Raw genomic sequence first — 16,812 nt, forward strand, 5'->3', positions numbered from 1 at the left:
CGCGTTCGCCCGCCATATCCGGCGTCTTCGCTGAAAATGGAAGGAAACGGTGCGATCCACGACCACCGATGGATGTTTACGATCCTGGGTGCCTACAAACGTAGGTGGGCGCCGTGTGTCCAGGCCCACGGGCCTGGCCAGGGACAGCTCCCTTTGGATCGAGTATGGCCCCAGGGATTGTGGTTCCTGTCGAGAGGCGCAGACCGCATGGCGATATATAAGGTCGTTTGTGCTGGCGCGCCAGTGGCGACGGAAGGCCGCCCCTATTTAATTGAGATCAATTGAGTTCGGGGGCGGACCGGCCGTTCAGCTTGTCGGTGATGCCGCGGATGCGGCTCGACACTTCACTGAGCGCTGCCGCAAGATTTTCCTCGGTCCGGGCGGTGGCTGCAAGCACCGTATCGCGATTGCCGCGCAGCGTCTCGAGCTCGGACTCCAACCCGGCGACGCGGCGCGTCAGCTCGGCAATCTCGTCCGTGATCATGATGCCGGCCATGACGGTGATCCTGAGATCGCCGATTTCCCCGAACTGATCCTTGAGATGGCCGACATAGCGGTCGAAGCGGGTGGCGAGATCGGTCAGGTGATCCTCCTGCCCCTCCTCGCAGGCCATGCGATAGGCCTTGCCGTCGATCGTTACCGTCACCTGCGCCATGCCAAACTCTTTCTATCAGCGATCCAGAACCGCGCGGATCGTTTCCATGGCCGTCACCAGCCGCCGCGATACCTCGCGATTGACCTCTTCCAGCCGGTTGGCGCGGAATTCGGCCTGGTCGAGCTCCTGCGCCAGCCGGGAACGGTCGGCGTGCACACGCCGCACCTCGCCCTCGATCTCGCCCTGCTCGCGCTGCCGCTCGACGCGCATGTCGACGGCGTTTTCGAGGCTCGATATCGCCTGTCTCAATTCGTTGAGCGCTGCTTCCATGGTTTTGCCTGTGGGCATCATGTCTTTCCGATTCCCGCGCAGGATCCGCGAATCGGCACGCCGCGCCGATCCTGCGATTTCAAAAGGATATGCAGCTCGCCGACGGCCCGTCAATAAATCCTGTCACTTGCCCACCGGCCTATCCTGTGGATGAGCGTTTTACATAGGCTCGCCACATCAGATTCGTCATTTGTACAATCGCGCGATCAAATGTCAAAAATCGCCGCTGCGTGCCCGGATTTGGCCTGCCATTTATTGACTTGCCCGTCCCAACTGCTATGTCTCTGCCGCTTTCACTCGATGGTCTTGGAGGCTCGAGGCCATCCCCCCGACACCCGGAACTTGCGGAAAAGCCATGACCTCTCCCGAACAACACGACCGGATGGCGAATGCGATCCGTTTTCTCGCCATGGACGCCGTTGAAAAGGCGAACTCGGGCCACCCGGGCATGCCGATGGGCATGGCCGACGTGGCAACGGTCCTGTTCACCAAATATCTGAAGTTCGATCCGAAGAAGCCGCACTGGCCGAACCGCGATCGCTTCGTGCTGTCAGCCGGCCATGGTTCGATGCTGCTCTATTCGGTGCTGTATCTGACCGGCTATCCGGACATGACGATCGAAGATCTGAAGCAGTTCCGCCAGCTCGGCTCGAAGACCGCCGGCCATCCGGAATACGGTCATGCCACAGGCATCGAAACGACGACCGGTCCGCTCGGCCAGGGCATTGCCAATTCCGTCGGCATGGCGATTGCCGAACGCAAGCTGCGCGAGGAGTTCGGCTCCGATCTCCAGGATCACTACACCTATGCGATCTGCGGCGACGGCTGCCTGATGGAGGGCATCAGCCACGAAGCCATCGCGCTCGCCGGCCACCTGAAGCTCAACAAGCTCGTCCTGTTCTGGGACAATAACTCGATCACCATCGACGGCGCCGTGTCGCTGTCGGATTCCACCGACCAGGTCGCCCGCTTCAAGGCGGTTCACTGGAACACGATCGAGATCGACGGTCACGATCAGGCCGCTATCGCCGACGCGATCGAAGCTGCCCAGAAGTCCGACCGGCCGACCTTCATCGCCTGCAAGACGATCATCGGCTTCGGCGCCCCGAACAAGCAGGGCACCCACAAGGTCCACGGCAACCCGCTCGGCGCCGAAGAAATCGCAGCCACCCGCAAGGCACTGAACTGGGAAGCCGAAGCCTTCGTCATCCCCTCGGACGTTCTCGACAGCTGGCGTGCAGCCGGCGCGCGCTCCGTTGACCTCGTCAAATCCTGGGAAGACGGCCTCGCCAAGGCTCCGGCCAAGGCCGAGTTCACCCGCCGCATGGCAGGCGAGCTGCCGGAAGGTTTCGACGCCGCGATCAGCACATTTAAGAAGAAGCTCGCCGAGACCAAGCCGACGGTTGCGACCCGCAAGGCTTCGGAAGACGCGCTTGAGGTCATCAACGGCTTCCTGCCGGAAACGCTCGGCGGCTCCGCCGACCTGACGCCGTCGAACAACACCAAGACCAGCCAGATGCATTCGATCACCCCGACGGATTTCGCCGGTCGTTATATGCATTGGGGCATCCGCGAGCATGGCATGGCGTCTGCCATGAACGGCATTGCGCTGCATGGCGGCCTCATCCCCTATAGCGGCGGCTTCCTGATCTTCTCGGATTATTGCCGTCCGCCGATCCGCCTTGCTTCGCTGATGGGCATCCGCGTCATTCACGTCCTGACGCATGACTCGATCGGCGTCGGCGAAGACGGCCCGACGCACCAGCCGGTCGAACAGCTCGCCGGTCTGCGCGCCATCCCGAACCTGATGGTCTTCCGTCCGGCCGACGCTACGGAAACGGCGGAATGCTGGCAGATCGCCATCAAGACGCACAACCGTCCTTCGGGCCTTGCTCTGACGCGTCAGAACCTGCTCGCAGCGCGCACCGAATATAGCGAAAAGAACCTTTGCGAACAGGGCGCCTATGTGCTCGCCGGCAATGCCGACGCCAAGGTGACGATCTTCGCCTCCGGCTCCGAAGTCGAAATCGCCGTTGCAGCCCGTACGGCACTCGAAGCCAAGGGCGTCACCGTCCGCGTCGTATCGGTTCCCTGCACGGAACTGTTCTTCGAGCAGCCGGAAGCCTATCGCAAGGAAATCCTCGGCAACTCGCCGGTCAAGATCGCCGTCGAAGCCGCCGTTCGCGAAGGCTGGGATGCGTTCATCGGACCGGAAGGCACCTTCATCGGCATGAAGAGCTTCGGCGCTTCCGGCCCGGTCAAGGAAGTTTACAAGCATTTCGGCATCACCGCCGACGCCGTCGTTGCGGCCGCGGAAGCAAAGCTTTAATGAGGGCGCCTTGAGGCGCTCTCCATCTCCTCAATTCCAGGCCCTCGCTATCGGGCCCTACTCTATCGGGAGTGAATGAACATGACAGTCAAGGTTGCCATCAACGGTTTCGGCCGCATCGGCCGCAACGTCCTTCGCGCCATCGTCGAATCCGGCCGCACCGACATCGAAGTCGTCGCCATCAACGATCTCGGCCCGGTTGAAACCAACGCCCACCTGCTGCGCTACGACTCGATCCACGGCCGCTTCCCGGCAACGGTGAAGGTCGAGGGTGACACGATCATCGTCGGCAACGGCAAGCCGATCAAGGTCACGGCGATCAAGGATCCGGCAACGCTTCCGCACCGCGAACTCGGTGTCGACATCGCGATGGAATGCACCGGCATCTTCACCGCCCGCGACAAGGCTGCCGCTCACCTGACCGCCGGCGCCAAGCGCGTCATCGTCTCGGCACCGGCCGATGGTGCCGACCTGACGGTCGTCTTCGGCGTCAACCATGACCAGCTCACCAAGGAGCACTTGGTCATCTCCAACGCGTCCTGCACCACCAACTGCCTGGTGCCAGTCGTGAAGGTTCTCGACGACGCCGTCGGCATCGACCACGGCTTCATGACGACCATCCACTCCTATACCGGCGACCAGCCGACGCTCGACACGATGCACAAGGACCTGTATCGCGCCCGCGCGGCCGCCCTCTCGATGATCCCGACCTCGACGGGTGCAGCCAAGGCAGTCGGCCTCGTTCTGCCGCATCTGAAAGGCAAGCTCGACGGCACCTCCATCCGCGTTCCGACCCCGAACGTTTCGGTCGTCGACTTCAAGTTCGTCTCCAAGAAGGCGACCAGCGTTGGCGAAATCAACGAAGCCATCATGGCTGCTGCAAACGGCAAGCTGAAGGGCATCCTCGGCTACACCGACGAGCCGCTCGTCTCCCGTGACTTCAACCACGACAGCCACTCGTCGATCCTCGCAACCGATCAGACCAAGGTCATGGAAGGCAACTTCGTGCGCGTCCTGTCCTGGTACGACAACGAGTGGGGCTTCTCCAGCCGCATGTCCGACACGGCAGTCGCTTTCGCCAAGCTCATCTGAGCGCTCTTGAGGCATCGACATGCAAGCGGCCCGGGAAACCGGGCCGCTTTTTGTTGCCGTGCCTCCAAACGAAACCGGCCTTCCCGCACTGGCATCTTTTCGCCCATTGCCCGGATGAGATCTGCTAGAATACGTCACCCTGGACATTCCAAATGCCCAGTTTCCTCACGCCGCATCGGCCACCGGCCAGGTGCGGAACGCCAATACCGTGCGGTAGCGCTGTCGCCCGCATGAAAATGAGAGAGATGGATGGATTACTTTACCGTTGAAATCGCCGGCCGCGCCGTTGCCAGTTTTCGCTCGGAAAATCACGAGGAAGCGACGCATTTCTTCGAGGCGGAAGACTTTCGCGACGATCTGACCGTCCTGGAATCCGAAGGCAAGCCGCTTTGGGACCGCAAAGCGGCCCTGAGCCTGCGCAAGGCGACCACCGAGGAAGCAAGCGAAGTCGAGCACGCCTATGAATTCGACGACGATCCCGAACGGACCATCGAGGACGAGTTCGTCGTTTTCCTGGTCCCGGTCGCGGATCTGACCGACGAGGGCGAAGACACAGAAGACTGAGCGACGATCCGCATCTTTTTCCGGTTTCGAAGTCATATAGAAGCGCCGCCGTTCGCAGGACAGGATGGCGGTGCAGTTGAGGCTGCCTCGGGTTCGAATTCGATAGACGTCCCTGGTAAACCATCATCGACGACTTCCCTGGCCGCAAGGATGGATCACGGGTTGGCAATCCGCTGGCCAAGCGTGCTAGATTGAGGAAATGCACAGCGCACAATAGCTAAAGTGAGCCAAGTGGAGGTGATAAATGGTAGAGGCACAAAAACGCTTGTCCCACACCACCCTCAAACGGCGGCAACGGTTTCACCCCAAGCGGGACGTCAGACCTGCCGTGCTGGCAAAGGCTAATCGTCTGGTCATCTGGGTTGCCGCGTTCATTGGCCTTTCGTTTCTCGCCATCATCATACTTCAGGCAGTGTTGGGATAGCAGAGCAAGGGCCGGCCGGCCGCTTCTGGCACAAAACTACAGCCGGCGCTCTCGCTGGGCGGCTGGCATTTTCCTCCCGCTATCGAAAAATCTCAGCGTTCATTTTCCCCGCTTTCCGCATCCGCGCCTGCAATCCAGTCTTCCTTTCATCGGACAAGGCAAACGGGCCGCTTGAAAGGGAGCGTGTCTTATTCTGTTGCCATTCGCAGATACCGGCAGGAAAAATCCGTGCCTGTCTTTTTTGCCCTGCTCTCGCCTGATTTTCCTATACATTCTTTATAGAGAATTTCTCCCGTAGCATTCCGTATCGGTTGGCCGTCCGGCAGCCGTTCAGCAGCATGAAGCAGCATCGCGACGAGGTTAAGCCGCAAGGCCTACCCTTCTCTGACGTTTTGCCGTTTACTGACGGATCGCCGCGCGTGACGGAGGGGTTGAATAGAGGCGGATCGGCCGGGGCGGCTGTGTTCGCAAAGCAGTCGATGGAAAGGGGTGGGCATGGAAGCGTTCTATATCGTGGTGCTGGTTTCGACGGCGCTCGTGCTTCTTGCCGCTTTTTCGAGCCTGCTCGCCTTCCGCTTCGGCGCTCCCCTGCTGCTGCTCTTCCTGATGATCGGCCTTGCCGCCGGCGTCGACGGCCTCGGCATCGAGTTCAGCAACAATTATCTCGCTTATATTCTCGGCTCCATCGCGCTGGCCGTCATCCTGTTCGATTCCGGCTTCGGTACGCCGATGCAGGCCTTTCGGCTGGCGGCCGTGCCCTCCCTGGCGCTCGCCTCGGTCGGTGTGCTGATCACCGCCTCGCTCTTTGCCTTCGCCGCCATGTGGCTGTTGAACTTCACCTGGCTGGAAGGTCTGCTGCTTGGCTCGATCGTCGCATCGACGGATGCCGCCGCCGTCTTCTTCCTGCTGCGCATCGGCGGCATCAACATTCGCGACAAGGTGCGCTCGACGCTGGAAGTGGAATCCGGCACCAATGATCCGATGGCGATCTTTCTCACCATCGCCCTTGTCGAGGTGCTGGCGAGCGGCGAGCGTTACGCCGGCATCAATATCGGCATGCTCGCCATGTTCGTGCAGCAGATGGGCCTCGGCGTCATTCTCGGCCTGCTCGGCGGCATGATGATCGTGCTGATCGTCAGCAGGCTCGATACCGATCGCGGCCTGACGCCGATCTTCGTGCTGGCGCTCGCTCTTCTCGTCTTCTCCTTCACCGGCGCGGTCGGCGGCAGCGGCTTCCTCGCCGTCTATGTCGCCGGCATCTACGCCGGAAACCGCAAGATGCAGGCGATCGGCACCATCAAGCGCTTCCAGGACGGCATGACCTGGCTGGCGCAGATCATCATGTTCCTGGTGCTCGGCCTGCTCGCCACGCCGTCGCAATTCCCTGTCATCATCGTGCCGGCTATTCTGCTGGCCCTCTTCCTGATCTTCGTCGCCCGACCCTTGGCGGTCTGGCTGTCGCTGCTTCCCTTCGATTACACGCAGCAAGAGATCGGCTTCGTCGCCTGGGTCGGCCTGCGCGGCGCCGTCTCTATCCTGCTTGCCATCATGCCGATCCTCGGTGGGCTTGAGAACGGACAGATCTATTTCAACACCGCTTTCATCATCGTGCTGGTCTCGCTGCTCGTCCAGGGCTGGACGATCAAGCCCGTCGCCAAAAAGCTCGGGCTGATCATTCCGCCGCGCATCGGCGCCGTCGACAAGGTTGAGGTCGACCTGCCGGGTGCCGCCCACCACGAATTGCTCTCCTACCGCGTCATCAAGGATAGCCCGGTGCTGCGCGGCGAACGCATTCCGCGCTGGGCGACACCCTCGCTCGTCATCCGCGACGGCAAGTCGATGCGTTATCAATATGCCGGGCGGCTGCGCGAGAACGATCTCGTCTACCTCTTCATCGTCCCGAGCTACTCCCGCCTGCTCGACCGGCTCTTCGCCAGCCGTGCGCCTGTCGATGACGACGATGCGGAATTCTTCGGCGCCTTCGCGCTCTCTCCTGCCCGCCCCGCCGCCGATCTCGACGCCGCCTATGGCCCCGGCCTGCTCAACGAATCCGAAAAGGGCCTGACGATCGCCGAATTGATGCGACAGCGCCTCGGCGGCAAGGCCGATTATGCCGACCGCGTCCGCCTCGGCTCGATCATCCTCATCGTCCGCGATCTCGATGAGCACGACCACGTCACTTCCGTCGGCATGTCGCTCGAAGCGGTCGAGCCGGCGATAACGCTGCCGATCTTCATCAATCTCAAGGACATCATCCAGCGCGTCCGCGACCGGTTGAACGGGCGCCGGAACCGGGAAAACGCGGTCTCCGAAACTCCGCCGAAAGCCCCGGCCGGACGCGACGAAGGCACACGCGAAAACGGCCGCTGAACGCCTTGCGTCTCGAATGATCCTTGCTATGTTCGGCGCAACTTTCGCCAACCACGACAGGATCCTCCCCATGCCTTCCTTCAAGACCCTCGACGATCTTTCCGACCTCAGCGGCAAGCGCGTTCTCGTCCGCGTCGACCTCAACGTCCCGGTGAAAGACGGCAAGGTCACCGATACGACGCGCATCGAGCGTGTGGCGCCGACGATCCTCGAACTGTCCGAGAAGGGCGCCAAGGTGATCCTTCTGGCTCATTTTGGCCGGCCGAAGGATGGTCCTTCGCCGGATCTGTCGCTGTCGCTGATCGCCCCTTCCGTCGAGGAAGTGCTTGATCATGCCGTGCTGACGGCGTCCGACTGCATCGGCGAGGCCGCCGCCTCCGCCGTCGCCGCGATGAATGACGGCGATATCCTGCTTCTGGAAAACACCCGTTTCCACAAGGGCGAGGAAAAGAACGACCCCGACTTCACCAAGGCGCTTGCCGCCAACGGCGATATCTATGTCAACGATGCCTTCTCGGCCGCCCACCGCGCCCATGCCTCGACCGAAGGCCTTGCCCACCACCTGCCGGCCTATGCCGGCCGCACCATGCAGGCCGAGCTGGAGGCGCTGGAAAAGGGCCTCGGCGATCCGGCGCGCCCTGTCGTCGCGATCGTCGGCGGCGCCAAGGTCTCCACCAAGATCGACCTGTTGATGAATCTCGTGAAGAAGGTCGATGCGCTCGTCATCGGCGGCGGCATGGCCAATACCTTCATCGCCGCCCGCGGCACCAATGTCGGCAAGTCGCTCTGCGAACATGATCTCGCCGAAACCGCCAAGCAGATCATGATCGAGGCGGCCACCGCCGGCTGCGCCATCATCCTGCCGGAGGATGGCGTGATCGCCCGCGAGTTCAAGGCCGGCGCCGCCAACGAGACAATCGATATCAACGCCATTCCCGCCGATGCCATGGTGCTCGATGTCGGCCCGAAATCCGTCGAGGCCATCAACGCCTGGATCGAGCGCGCCGCAACCCTGGTCTGGAACGGCCCGCTCGGTGCCTTCGAGATCGAACCCTTCGATGCTGCAACCGTCGCTGCTGCGAAATATGCCGCTGGGCGCACTGCGGCCGGCAAGCTCACCTCCGTTGCCGGCGGCGGCGATACCGTCTCGGCGCTCAACCATGCCGGCGTTGCCGACGATTTCACCTATGTCTCGACCGCCGGCGGTGCCTTCCTCGAATGGATGGAGGGCAAGGAGCTTCCCGGCGTCGCCGTCCTCAACGCCGCTGCTGCATAATTTCTTAAATCAGAACCGATTTAAGGTCATAATGATGCAGCCAGTCAAAGTGCTACAGCGTCCTTTGCGCGTCTGAAAAGACGCGCGGCGCTGTAGGTAACCGGTAAGACTGATTTCGCAGTTTTTACATGTGGATAGACCGCGGAAGAAAAGAAGCTTCCGCGGTCTTTTGCTCAGAGGGCGAAAAAAATCCCAACTTTCAAACGATTGAATTGAATTCAATCGTTTCAATGACTTAGCCCTCCATTTTCCTCCCTATAAACTTCTGTTATCCGCGTTCTATATTCCTGAAGTGCCGATGTTTATTGTTGTGGAGAGAACGAAATGAGCGAACGACTGGAAGACATTGCAATGCAGATGGTTACGGGCGGCCGGGGACTGCTCGCCGCCGATGAATCGACCTCCACCATCAAGAAGCGTTTCGACGCGATCAATCTCGAATCGACCGAAACGAGCCGGCGCGACTACCGCGAAATGCTCTTCCGCTCCGACGAGGCGATGAAGAAATATATCTCCGGCGTCATCCTCTTCGAAGAGACGCTGTTCCAGAAGGCTGCGGACGGCACGCCGTTCGTCGATATCATCCGCGCAGCCGGCGCCATTCCAGGCATCAAGGTCGACACCGGCGCCAAGCCGATGGCCAAATATCCCGCTGAAACCATCACCGAAGGCCTCGATGGCCTCGGCGAGCGCCTTGCCAGATATTATGAAGCCGGCGCCCGTTTCGCCAAGTGGCGCGGCGTCATCGCCATCTCGCCGACCTTGCCGACCCGCGGTTCCGTCCGCGCCAACGCTCAGGCGCTTGCTCGTTATGCCGCACTCTGCCAGGAGGCCGGGATCGTTCCGATCGTCGAGCCGGAATGCCTGATGGACGGCAAACCGGGCGACCACAATATCGACCGCTGCGCCGAAGTGACCGAGTTCACGCTGCGCATCGTCTTCGAGGAACTCGCCGACGCCCGCGTCAATCTCGAAGGCATGATCCTGAAGCCGAACATGGTGATCGACGGCAGGAACGCCCGCAAGGCCTCGGTCGCGGAAGTTGCCGAATGCACCGTCAAGGTGCTGAAGGCGACCGTTCCGCCTGCCGTTCCCGGCATTGCCTTCCTCTCCGGCGGCCAGACGACCGAAGAAGCGACAGCCCACCTTTCGGCGATCAATGCCATCGGCCACCTGCCCTGGTTCGTCACCTTCTCCTACGGTCGCGCCCTGCAGGACAGCTCGCTCAAGGCCTGGAACGGCAAGCAGGAAAATGTCGCCGCCGGCCAGCGCGAATTCACCCACCGCGCCGAGATGAACAGCCTCGCCGCCAAGGGCAACTGGAAGAAGGACCTGGAAAAGGCCGCGTGACTTTTCACGTTCGAGATAGGCAGGGAGCGGCAAACGCAGCTTCCTGCCCTCAGCCCTTCCCTATCCTCTCATTGTCACGGCGACAAGAAACCGCTTCGTTCCGCGAAAAACCGTGATTACTCATAGCGCCCTGTCACAACAGGAGCCGCCATGAACACCCTCTCCTATGTCACCGTCGATGTCTTCACCTCCACCCGCTTCGAGGGCAATCCGCTTGCCGTCATTTCCGATGCGCGCGGTCTGAGCGATGCGGCGATGCAAAAGATCGCCACCGAGTTCAACTATTCCGAAGTCACCTTCGTGCTGCCGCCGGAAGACGCTCAGAATTCCGCCCGCGTGCGCATCTTCACCCCGACGATGGAAATACCCTTCGCCGGCCATCCGAACGTCGGCACGGCCTATGTGCTCGGCCAGCAGGCGGAGATCTTCGGCAAGCCGGTCGGCGATACGCTGCGCTTCGAGGAAAAGGCCGGCATCGTTGAGGTCAGCCTGAAACGCAGCGGCGGAAAGGTTGCTGCTGCCGCCATCCGCGCGCCGCAGCCGCTGGCGGTCGGCGATACCATTGCCGCGGAAACCGTCGCCGGCTGCGTCTCGCTCGACCCCGGCGTCATCGTCAGCACCACCCATGCCCCGGTCTTTGCCTCGGTCGGCCTGACCTTCGCCGTCGCAGAACTGAACGGGCTCGAAGCGCTGGCCGCGGCGCGCCCCAACCTTGCCGGGTTCCAGGCAGCTGCCGGTCGCCAGACGACCAGCGGCCACGACTTCTCGCTCTTCGTCTATGTGAGGGCAGCCGAAAATCCATGGAATATCCGCGCCCGCATGTTCGCGCCGCTCGACAATGTGCCCGAAGATCCGGCAACCGGCAGCGCTTCAGCCGCGCTCGGCGCCTATCTCGTCTCGCTGGCGCCGGAGACTGATATGAACGTCCGCATCACCATTGAACAGGGCGTCGAAATGGGCCGCCGCAGCGTCATCACCCTTGATGTCGTGAAGTTCAACGGCATCGTCACCGATGTCGTCATCTCGGGAAGCTGCGTTTCCGTCATGCGCGGAGAAATTAGCTTGCGGGACTGACGGTCGCAGGTCGGGTGGTAGCCCCTGGGTCATATGTAATTCAGGGTTACATCAGGAAATCGCGCGAAAGCAGAGCCAATGCCCAGACGCCGAAAGCGATCAGCGCGAGCTTCCAGAAATCCATCCGCCGCCTGAGGCCGGGAAGCCCGAGCGGCTTGATCACCTGTATCGCCATGGCAAGGATGAGCAGCAAGGCTATCAGCTTTGTCATGCTTTATTTTTTCCGTTTTTCGGAATGTCACAGGACGGACATTTTTCCGCGCGAACACAGGATCTCCACACGCCGTAAAGACATTCCGGGGCACAATCAATCATCTTGAGACTGGGCTGACGCAGGTCTTGCCTTATGTCCATTGCAAATCGCTGAGACCGAGTCTGGGGAAATGAAAAGAAACCTTCTATCCGTCGCCGCGCTGCTCTTTGGCACGCTCTTCCTTTTCATGGGCAACGGCCTGCAGGGCATCCTGCTTCCTGTGCGCGGCAATCTCGAAGGCTACGCAACGACGACGCTCGGTCTGCTCGGCACCTCATGGGCCGGCGGCTTCGTCATCGGCTGCCTGGTTGCGCCGAAGATCGTGCGCCGCGTCGGCCATGTGCGTGCCTTTTCAGGCTTCATCTCGATCATCGCCATCATCGCGCTGGTCAGCGGCATCATCATTCATCCGGTCTGGTGGGTGGTCCTGCGCGCCGTCACTGGCTTCTCCACCGCCGGCACGTCGATGATCATCGAAAGCTGGCTGAACGAGCGCGCCAGCAACGAGAGCCGCGGCGCGATCTTCTCGCTCTATATCGGCATCACGCTGCTCGGTGTCGTCGGCGGCCAGATGATGATCCCGCTCGAGGATGTGCGCACGCCGGTGCTGTTCATGATCTGCGGCATCTTCTATTGCATCGCCATGCTGCCGACGACGCTGTCGACCGCCGCTTCGCCGCAGCCGCTGAAGGCAGTGCGCCTTGACCTGCCGGCGCTCTATCGCAACTCGCCGGTCTCCTGCCTCGGCATCCTGCTCGTCGGTATCGCCAACGGTGCCTACGGCACGCTCGGCGCCGTTTTCGGCGCCGGCGCCGGCCTCTCCGACACCAGCATCGCCGTCATGATGAGCGCCACCATCTTCGCCGGCGCCGTAATGCAGCTGCCGGCCGGCCGGCTTTCCGATCGCATCGACCGGCGCTACGTGCTTGCCGCCATGTCAGGGATCGCCGCCCTTGCCGGCCTGCTGATCTTTCTGCTTCACCCCACGTCCCCCGCCTTTCTGATCGGGCTCGTTGTCCTTTACGGCGCGGTGGCGAATACGCTCTATCCGATCGCCGTCGCCCACGCGAACGACTTCGCGGCGTCGGAGGACTTCGTCAAGGTCTCCGGCGGCCTGCTGCTGCTCTACGGCATCGGCACGGTGATCGGCCCGACGATCAGCGGTCCCGTCATGTCGGCGATCACTCCACATGCGCTTTTCCTCGTCACCGCCATCGCCCATGTGATGATCACCGTTTACGCCATCATCCGAAGCCGCATCCGCGCTGCGATCCCCGCCAGCGACCGCGACGCCTACACGACGATCCCGACCGGCACCTCGCCGATGCTGACACCGCAAAGCATGTCGCTTGCCGACCGCGGCACCAGCAAACCTCCCGAAACCGGAAAGTCTCCCGAAAGCGACGATCCTGCTGTAAAGTTCGGCTAGAAAAGGATGATTTAGGCCGGGTCGGCCTAAAATGTGAATCCTGTTCTACATTATATAGTGAGAGCATGATGTCGTCCGAAAACCGCTCACACTTTTCGGCATCATGTTCTGGAGCAATTCCGGCAAAACTGCGCAGCGGTTTTGCGTCCGCACTTGCGTGAAAAGCTATAGGCAGCAAACGGAGGACGAACCATGAGCTTCATCGATGACGACCGGCCGCAGAAGAAAGTCGGCCACGAGATCGGTGCCGATCTCTCCATGCTTTCGGTCGACGAGTTGAAAGCGCGGGTGGAATTGCTGAAGACGGAGATCGCCCGTCTCGAGGCCGAGGCCACTCGCAAGGCCTCCGGGCGGCAGGCGGCGGAAAGCTTCTTCCGCTCGTAATCCGCTAAAACCCCGAAAAACAAGGCTATAGGTGGATAAAACAGACCGCCTCAAGTCTTAATTCAGCACAATGTTAATAAAATATTAAGCTTTATAAGGTATTACTATATTCATCCGGATTTTCTCTGGATCTCAGACAGTTTTCCAAGCGGTGAATTGGTCTGATTTTTCTCCCTGTTTTACCTTGAGAGCCGCGTTTGCGGCTCTTCTTTTTCCTATGGCCGGCGCACTTCCACGAAACTGTGGAGATTAACCCTTTCTTAAGAAACGGCTTGCGCATTTGGGCTAATGATACCATCTTAAAGTCATAAAGACGGGGCCCGGAAACTTTTCCGTCGGTGCCGGCGTTACCTGAATATATGTAGCTGCGTGCAAACAGGGACTATTGCGATGTCGGAAGTTGGATTGAACACGATCAGTTTTGCAGGCCGCGCCGCTGCATCCTCGCAGTTCAAGGCACTTTACGCGGAAGGCATGTCGCTGGTCGAAGAGACTGCCGCCTACCTCGACGGCCAGGGCCGCGCCGCCTCCAAGGTTCTGCCGCGGATGGCCTCGGTCCTTTACGCCGCGGAATCGATGCGTCTCACCACCCGCCTCATGCAGATGGCCTCTTGGCTGCTGCTGCAGCGCGCCGTCAACAATGGCGAAATGTCCCGCGACCAGGTACTGGCCGAAAAGAACAAGGTCCGTCTCGACGGCTTCAACGTCGACCGCGCCGCGCCTGGCTGGGGCGACCTGCCGGAATCCTTCCGCGACCTCGTCGAGCGCTCGCTGCGTCTGCAGAACCGCATTGCCCTGCTCGACCGCGAGATCTACCGCCCGTCCGAAGCCGTGATCGTTCATGATAATCAGAACAGCGTCCAGGCTCAGCTTTCCCTGCTGCAGACCGCCTTCGGCAACAACTGACCGGATCTGCGAGACTTCTTCGATACGGACCGGCTGCGTCTTACGCAGCCGGTTTTTTGTTTGCTGCTGAACACTGGTATTCCCGAACCCTTGCAAACGCAAAAAAGCCCGGCAAAACCGGGCTCTCTTCGAATTCCGTCGAGCAAAAACGATTAGAGGCCGAGGCCGCCGAAACGCTTGTTGAACTTGGAGACGCGGCCACCGCGGTCCATGAGCTGCTGGTTGCCGCCGGTCCAGGCCGGATGCGACTTGGAATCGATTTCAAGGTTCATGACAGCGCCCTCCGAACCCCAGGTCGAGCGGGTTTCGTATTCGGTGCCATCGGTCATGACCACCTTGATCATGTGATATTCGGGATGGATGCCTGCCTTCATAACAATCTTCCTGCGATACCGGAGTTCAATTTGCCGCATGCAGTTGCAGCCACCGAACCGATTGAATAAATGAAGCCGCAGTCGTGATGGCTACGGCTTCCCATTAGGATGCGGTGCCTATACATGAAGGACGCCTAGATAACAAGAGCCTACAGGCCGCATTGCGCGGGTCCTGCGGGCGATCGGAGACGATTTGGCAGAGCAGGCACGGGCTGAGGAAAACAAACGGCGGTCGCTACAGCCGCTCGGCAGGCTGACGCCCTACGTCATGCGTTATCGCGCCATGGTGGCCGGTGCGCTGATGTCGCTGGCGCTTGCCGCCGTCACTTCGCTGGCGCTGCCGCTCGCCGTGCGTCGCATGATCGATCACGGCTTCACCCAGTCAGACGGTCGTTTTATCAACAGCTACTTCGCCATGCTGATGGTCATGGCCATCGTGCTCGCGGTCGCAAGTGCGCTGCGCTATTATTTCGTCATCACCATCGGCGAGCGCATCGTCGCCGATCTTCGCCGCGATGTCTTTTCACATGTGACGAGGCTGTCGCCCTCCTTCTTCGATGTCAACCAGTCCGGCGAGATCGTCTCGCGCCTGACCGCCGATACCACGCAGATCAAGTCCGCCGTCGGCGCCACTGCCTCTGTAGCGCTCAGGAACCTCATCCTCTGTATCGGCGCCATGGGCATGATGATCGTCACCTCGCCGAAGCTTTCGAGCCTCGTCATCGGAGCGATCCCGCTGATTGTCTTCCCGCTCGTCGCCTTCGGCCGCTCGGTGCGCAAACGTTCGCGCGCCGCCCAGGATACGCTCGCCGATGCCTCCGCCTTCGCCAACGAGACGATCGCCGCGACCCGCACCGTCCAGGCTTTCAACGGCGAAGATGCCGCAGCGATGCGTTACGGCACCGCCGTCGAATCCGCCTACGAGGCCGCCCGCGCCGCCATCCGCTCGCGCGCGTTGCTGACAGGGATCGCCATCACGCTGATCTTCGGCAGCGTCGTCGCCGTTCTCTGGGTCGGCGCCCACAGCGTGCTCGCCGGCACGCTTTCGGCCGGCACGCTCGGCCAGTTCCTGCTCTATGCCGTCATCTCCGCCGGGTCGCTGGGTGCTCTCTCGGAGGTCTGGGGCGAACTCTCGCAGGCAGCCGGTGCTGCCGACCGGCTGACCGAATTGCTTGACGAAGTCTCGCCGATCGCCGCCCCCGCCAGCCCGCAGGCTCTTCCTTCGCCCGGCCGTGGCCGCGTCGAATTTTCCGGTGTGCATTTCGCCTATCCCGCGCGCCCAGGCAAATCGGCCCTCCATGGGCTGAGCTTCGCCATCACGCCCGGTGAAACGGTCGCCATTGTCGGCCCTTCCGGTGCCGGCAAGAGCACCGTCTTTTCGCTGCTACTGCGCTTCTACGATCCGCAGCAGGGCAGCGTGAAGATCGACGGTGTCGATGCGCAGCTGACGACGCCCGACGAGCTGCGCCAGCGCATCGCCATCGTGCCGCAGGATGTCACCATCTTTGCCGCCTCGATCCATGACAACATCGCCTTCGGCCGTCCCGGCGCCTCGCGAGACGAGGTCCGCGCCGCAGCCCTTGCCGCGCAGGCCGACGAATTCATCGCTCGGCTGGACAGAGGCTACGAGACCGAGGTCGGCGAACGCGGCATCATGCTCTCCGGCGGCCAGCGCCAGCGCATCGCCATTGCCCGTGCCATCTTGAAGAACGCGCCCGTGCTGCTGCTCGACGAGGCAACCTCCGCGCTTGACGCAGAAAGCGAGACGCTGGTGCAGAAGGCGCTCGACGGCCTGGTGGACGGCCGCACGACACTCGTCATCGCTCATCGCCTGGCCACCGTGCTGAAGGCCGACCGCATCCTCGTCATGGACCAGGGCCGCGTCGTCGAGGAGGGCACGCATCAGAGCCTGATCCGCCACGGCGGCATCTATGCGCGGCTGGCGCGGCTGCAATTCGACGCCGCGAATGAGGATGTGCTCGCCGCGGCGAAATAGCCTGCGCCACTTCTCCGGCCAACAGCGACTAAAGTCTGACCGCCACCGTGCCTTCCTGCGGTTGTC

General features: G+C 61.4%; 16 protein-coding genes and 1 other RNA gene. 12 read left to right on the forward strand and 5 right to left on the reverse strand.

Features of this window, described 5'->3' with window-relative positions; translation table 11 throughout:
• Nucleotides 1-49 precede the first annotated feature (49 nt).
• The 3 genes from ssrS to J3P73_RS20680 all read right to left on the reverse strand — a co-directional run bounded on the left by ssrS (nucleotide 50) and on the right by J3P73_RS20680 (nucleotide 946).
• Nucleotides 50-208, reverse strand: a non-coding RNA gene (gene ssrS / locus J3P73_RS20670) — 6S RNA.
• Between the two features lie 69 nt (nucleotides 209-277).
• Nucleotides 278-655 (reverse strand): cell division protein ZapA, encoded by a 378-nt coding sequence (locus tag J3P73_RS20675; protein ID WP_003542783.1) that lies wholly within the window; start codon nucleotides 653-655, stop codon nucleotides 278-280.
• A 15-nt stretch (nucleotides 656-670) separates the two neighbouring features.
• A complete protein-coding gene (locus tag J3P73_RS20680; RefSeq protein ID WP_012758879.1) occupies nucleotides 671-946 on the reverse strand; it encodes a DUF4164 domain-containing protein in 276 nt (91 codons plus the stop codon).
• 334 nt (nucleotides 947-1,280) lie between these two features.
• On the opposite strand from J3P73_RS20680, the gene tkt reads away from it, so the two are divergent.
• From tkt to J3P73_RS20720, 8 genes are all read left to right on the forward strand, one after another.
• Nucleotides 1,281-3,254 carry a transketolase gene (gene tkt / locus J3P73_RS20685; RefSeq protein WP_024323243.1) on the forward strand — a complete coding sequence of 658 codons (1,974 nt, stop codon included), beginning with the start codon at nucleotides 1,281-1,283 and terminating at the stop codon, nucleotides 3,252-3,254.
• An 81-nt stretch (nucleotides 3,255-3,335) separates the two neighbouring features.
• Nucleotides 3,336-4,346 (forward strand): type I glyceraldehyde-3-phosphate dehydrogenase, encoded by a 1,011-nt coding sequence (gap, locus tag J3P73_RS20690; protein WP_024323244.1) that lies wholly within the window; start codon nucleotides 3,336-3,338, stop codon nucleotides 4,344-4,346.
• 249 nt (nucleotides 4,347-4,595) lie between these two features.
• On the forward strand, nucleotides 4,596-4,910 hold the full coding sequence (locus J3P73_RS20695) for a hypothetical protein (RefSeq protein WP_003552580.1): 315 nt from the start codon (nucleotides 4,596-4,598) through the stop codon (nucleotides 4,908-4,910).
• Nucleotides 4,911-5,154: 244 nt separating this feature from the next.
• Complete coding sequence (locus J3P73_RS20700; protein ID WP_024323245.1) at nucleotides 5,155-5,334, forward strand: hypothetical protein; 180 nt, start codon at nucleotides 5,155-5,157, stop codon at nucleotides 5,332-5,334.
• A 495-nt stretch (nucleotides 5,335-5,829) separates the two neighbouring features.
• Nucleotides 5,830-7,704, forward strand: coding sequence for a potassium/proton antiporter (locus J3P73_RS20705; protein ID WP_024323246.1), 1,875 nt, complete (start codon nucleotides 5,830-5,832; stop codon nucleotides 7,702-7,704).
• Nucleotides 7,705-7,774: 70 nt separating this feature from the next.
• A complete protein-coding gene (locus tag J3P73_RS20710; protein WP_024323247.1) occupies nucleotides 7,775-8,980 on the forward strand; it encodes a phosphoglycerate kinase in 1,206 nt (401 codons plus the stop codon).
• Nucleotides 8,981-9,304: 324 nt separating this feature from the next.
• Complete coding sequence (locus J3P73_RS20715; protein WP_130689747.1) at nucleotides 9,305-10,330, forward strand: class I fructose-bisphosphate aldolase; 1,026 nt, start codon at nucleotides 9,305-9,307, stop codon at nucleotides 10,328-10,330.
• A 150-nt stretch (nucleotides 10,331-10,480) separates the two neighbouring features.
• Nucleotides 10,481-11,404, forward strand: a complete 924-nt coding sequence (locus tag J3P73_RS20720; protein ID WP_130656188.1) for a PhzF family phenazine biosynthesis protein — start codon at nucleotides 10,481-10,483, stop codon at nucleotides 11,402-11,404.
• 46 nt (nucleotides 11,405-11,450) lie between these two features.
• Here the strand turns inward: J3P73_RS20720 and J3P73_RS20725 are convergent, their stop codons facing one another.
• Complete coding sequence (locus tag J3P73_RS20725; RefSeq protein ID WP_018072880.1) at nucleotides 11,451-11,615, reverse strand: hypothetical protein; 165 nt, start codon at nucleotides 11,613-11,615, stop codon at nucleotides 11,451-11,453.
• 172 nt (nucleotides 11,616-11,787) lie between these two features.
• Here J3P73_RS20725 and J3P73_RS20730 point away from each other — a divergent pair, with 172 nt between their 5' ends.
• The 3 genes from J3P73_RS20730 to rcdA all read left to right on the forward strand — a co-directional run bounded on the left by J3P73_RS20730 (nucleotide 11,788) and on the right by rcdA (nucleotide 14,376).
• Nucleotides 11,788-13,086, forward strand: coding sequence for an MFS transporter (locus J3P73_RS20730; RefSeq protein ID WP_130665071.1), 1,299 nt, complete (start codon nucleotides 11,788-11,790; stop codon nucleotides 13,084-13,086).
• A 192-nt stretch (nucleotides 13,087-13,278) separates the two neighbouring features.
• A complete protein-coding gene (locus J3P73_RS20735) occupies nucleotides 13,279-13,470 on the forward strand; it encodes a DUF1192 domain-containing protein (RefSeq protein ID WP_130665072.1) in 192 nt (63 codons plus the stop codon).
• A gap of 390 nt (nucleotides 13,471-13,860) precedes the next feature.
• Nucleotides 13,861-14,376 carry a protease adaptor protein RcdA gene (gene rcdA, locus J3P73_RS20740; RefSeq protein ID WP_003542804.1) on the forward strand — a complete coding sequence of 172 codons (516 nt, stop codon included), beginning with the start codon at nucleotides 13,861-13,863 and terminating at the stop codon, nucleotides 14,374-14,376.
• Between the two features lie 152 nt (nucleotides 14,377-14,528).
• Here rcdA and rpmE read toward each other — a convergent pair whose 3' ends face one another.
• Nucleotides 14,529-14,750, reverse strand: a complete 222-nt coding sequence (rpmE, locus tag J3P73_RS20745; protein WP_003542805.1) for a 50S ribosomal protein L31 — start codon at nucleotides 14,748-14,750, stop codon at nucleotides 14,529-14,531.
• Between the two features lie 193 nt (nucleotides 14,751-14,943).
• Here rpmE and J3P73_RS20750 point away from each other — a divergent pair, with 193 nt between their 5' ends.
• Entirely contained in the window at nucleotides 14,944-16,746 is a 1,803-nt protein-coding gene (locus J3P73_RS20750) for an ABC transporter transmembrane domain-containing protein (RefSeq protein ID WP_024323252.1), read from the forward strand.
• The last annotated feature ends 66 nt before the right edge of the window (nucleotides 16,747-16,812 follow it).

The sequence above is a fragment of the Rhizobium ruizarguesonis genome (assembly GCF_017357285.1).
Lineage (GTDB): Bacteria > Pseudomonadota > Alphaproteobacteria > Rhizobiales > Rhizobiaceae > Rhizobium > Rhizobium ruizarguesonis.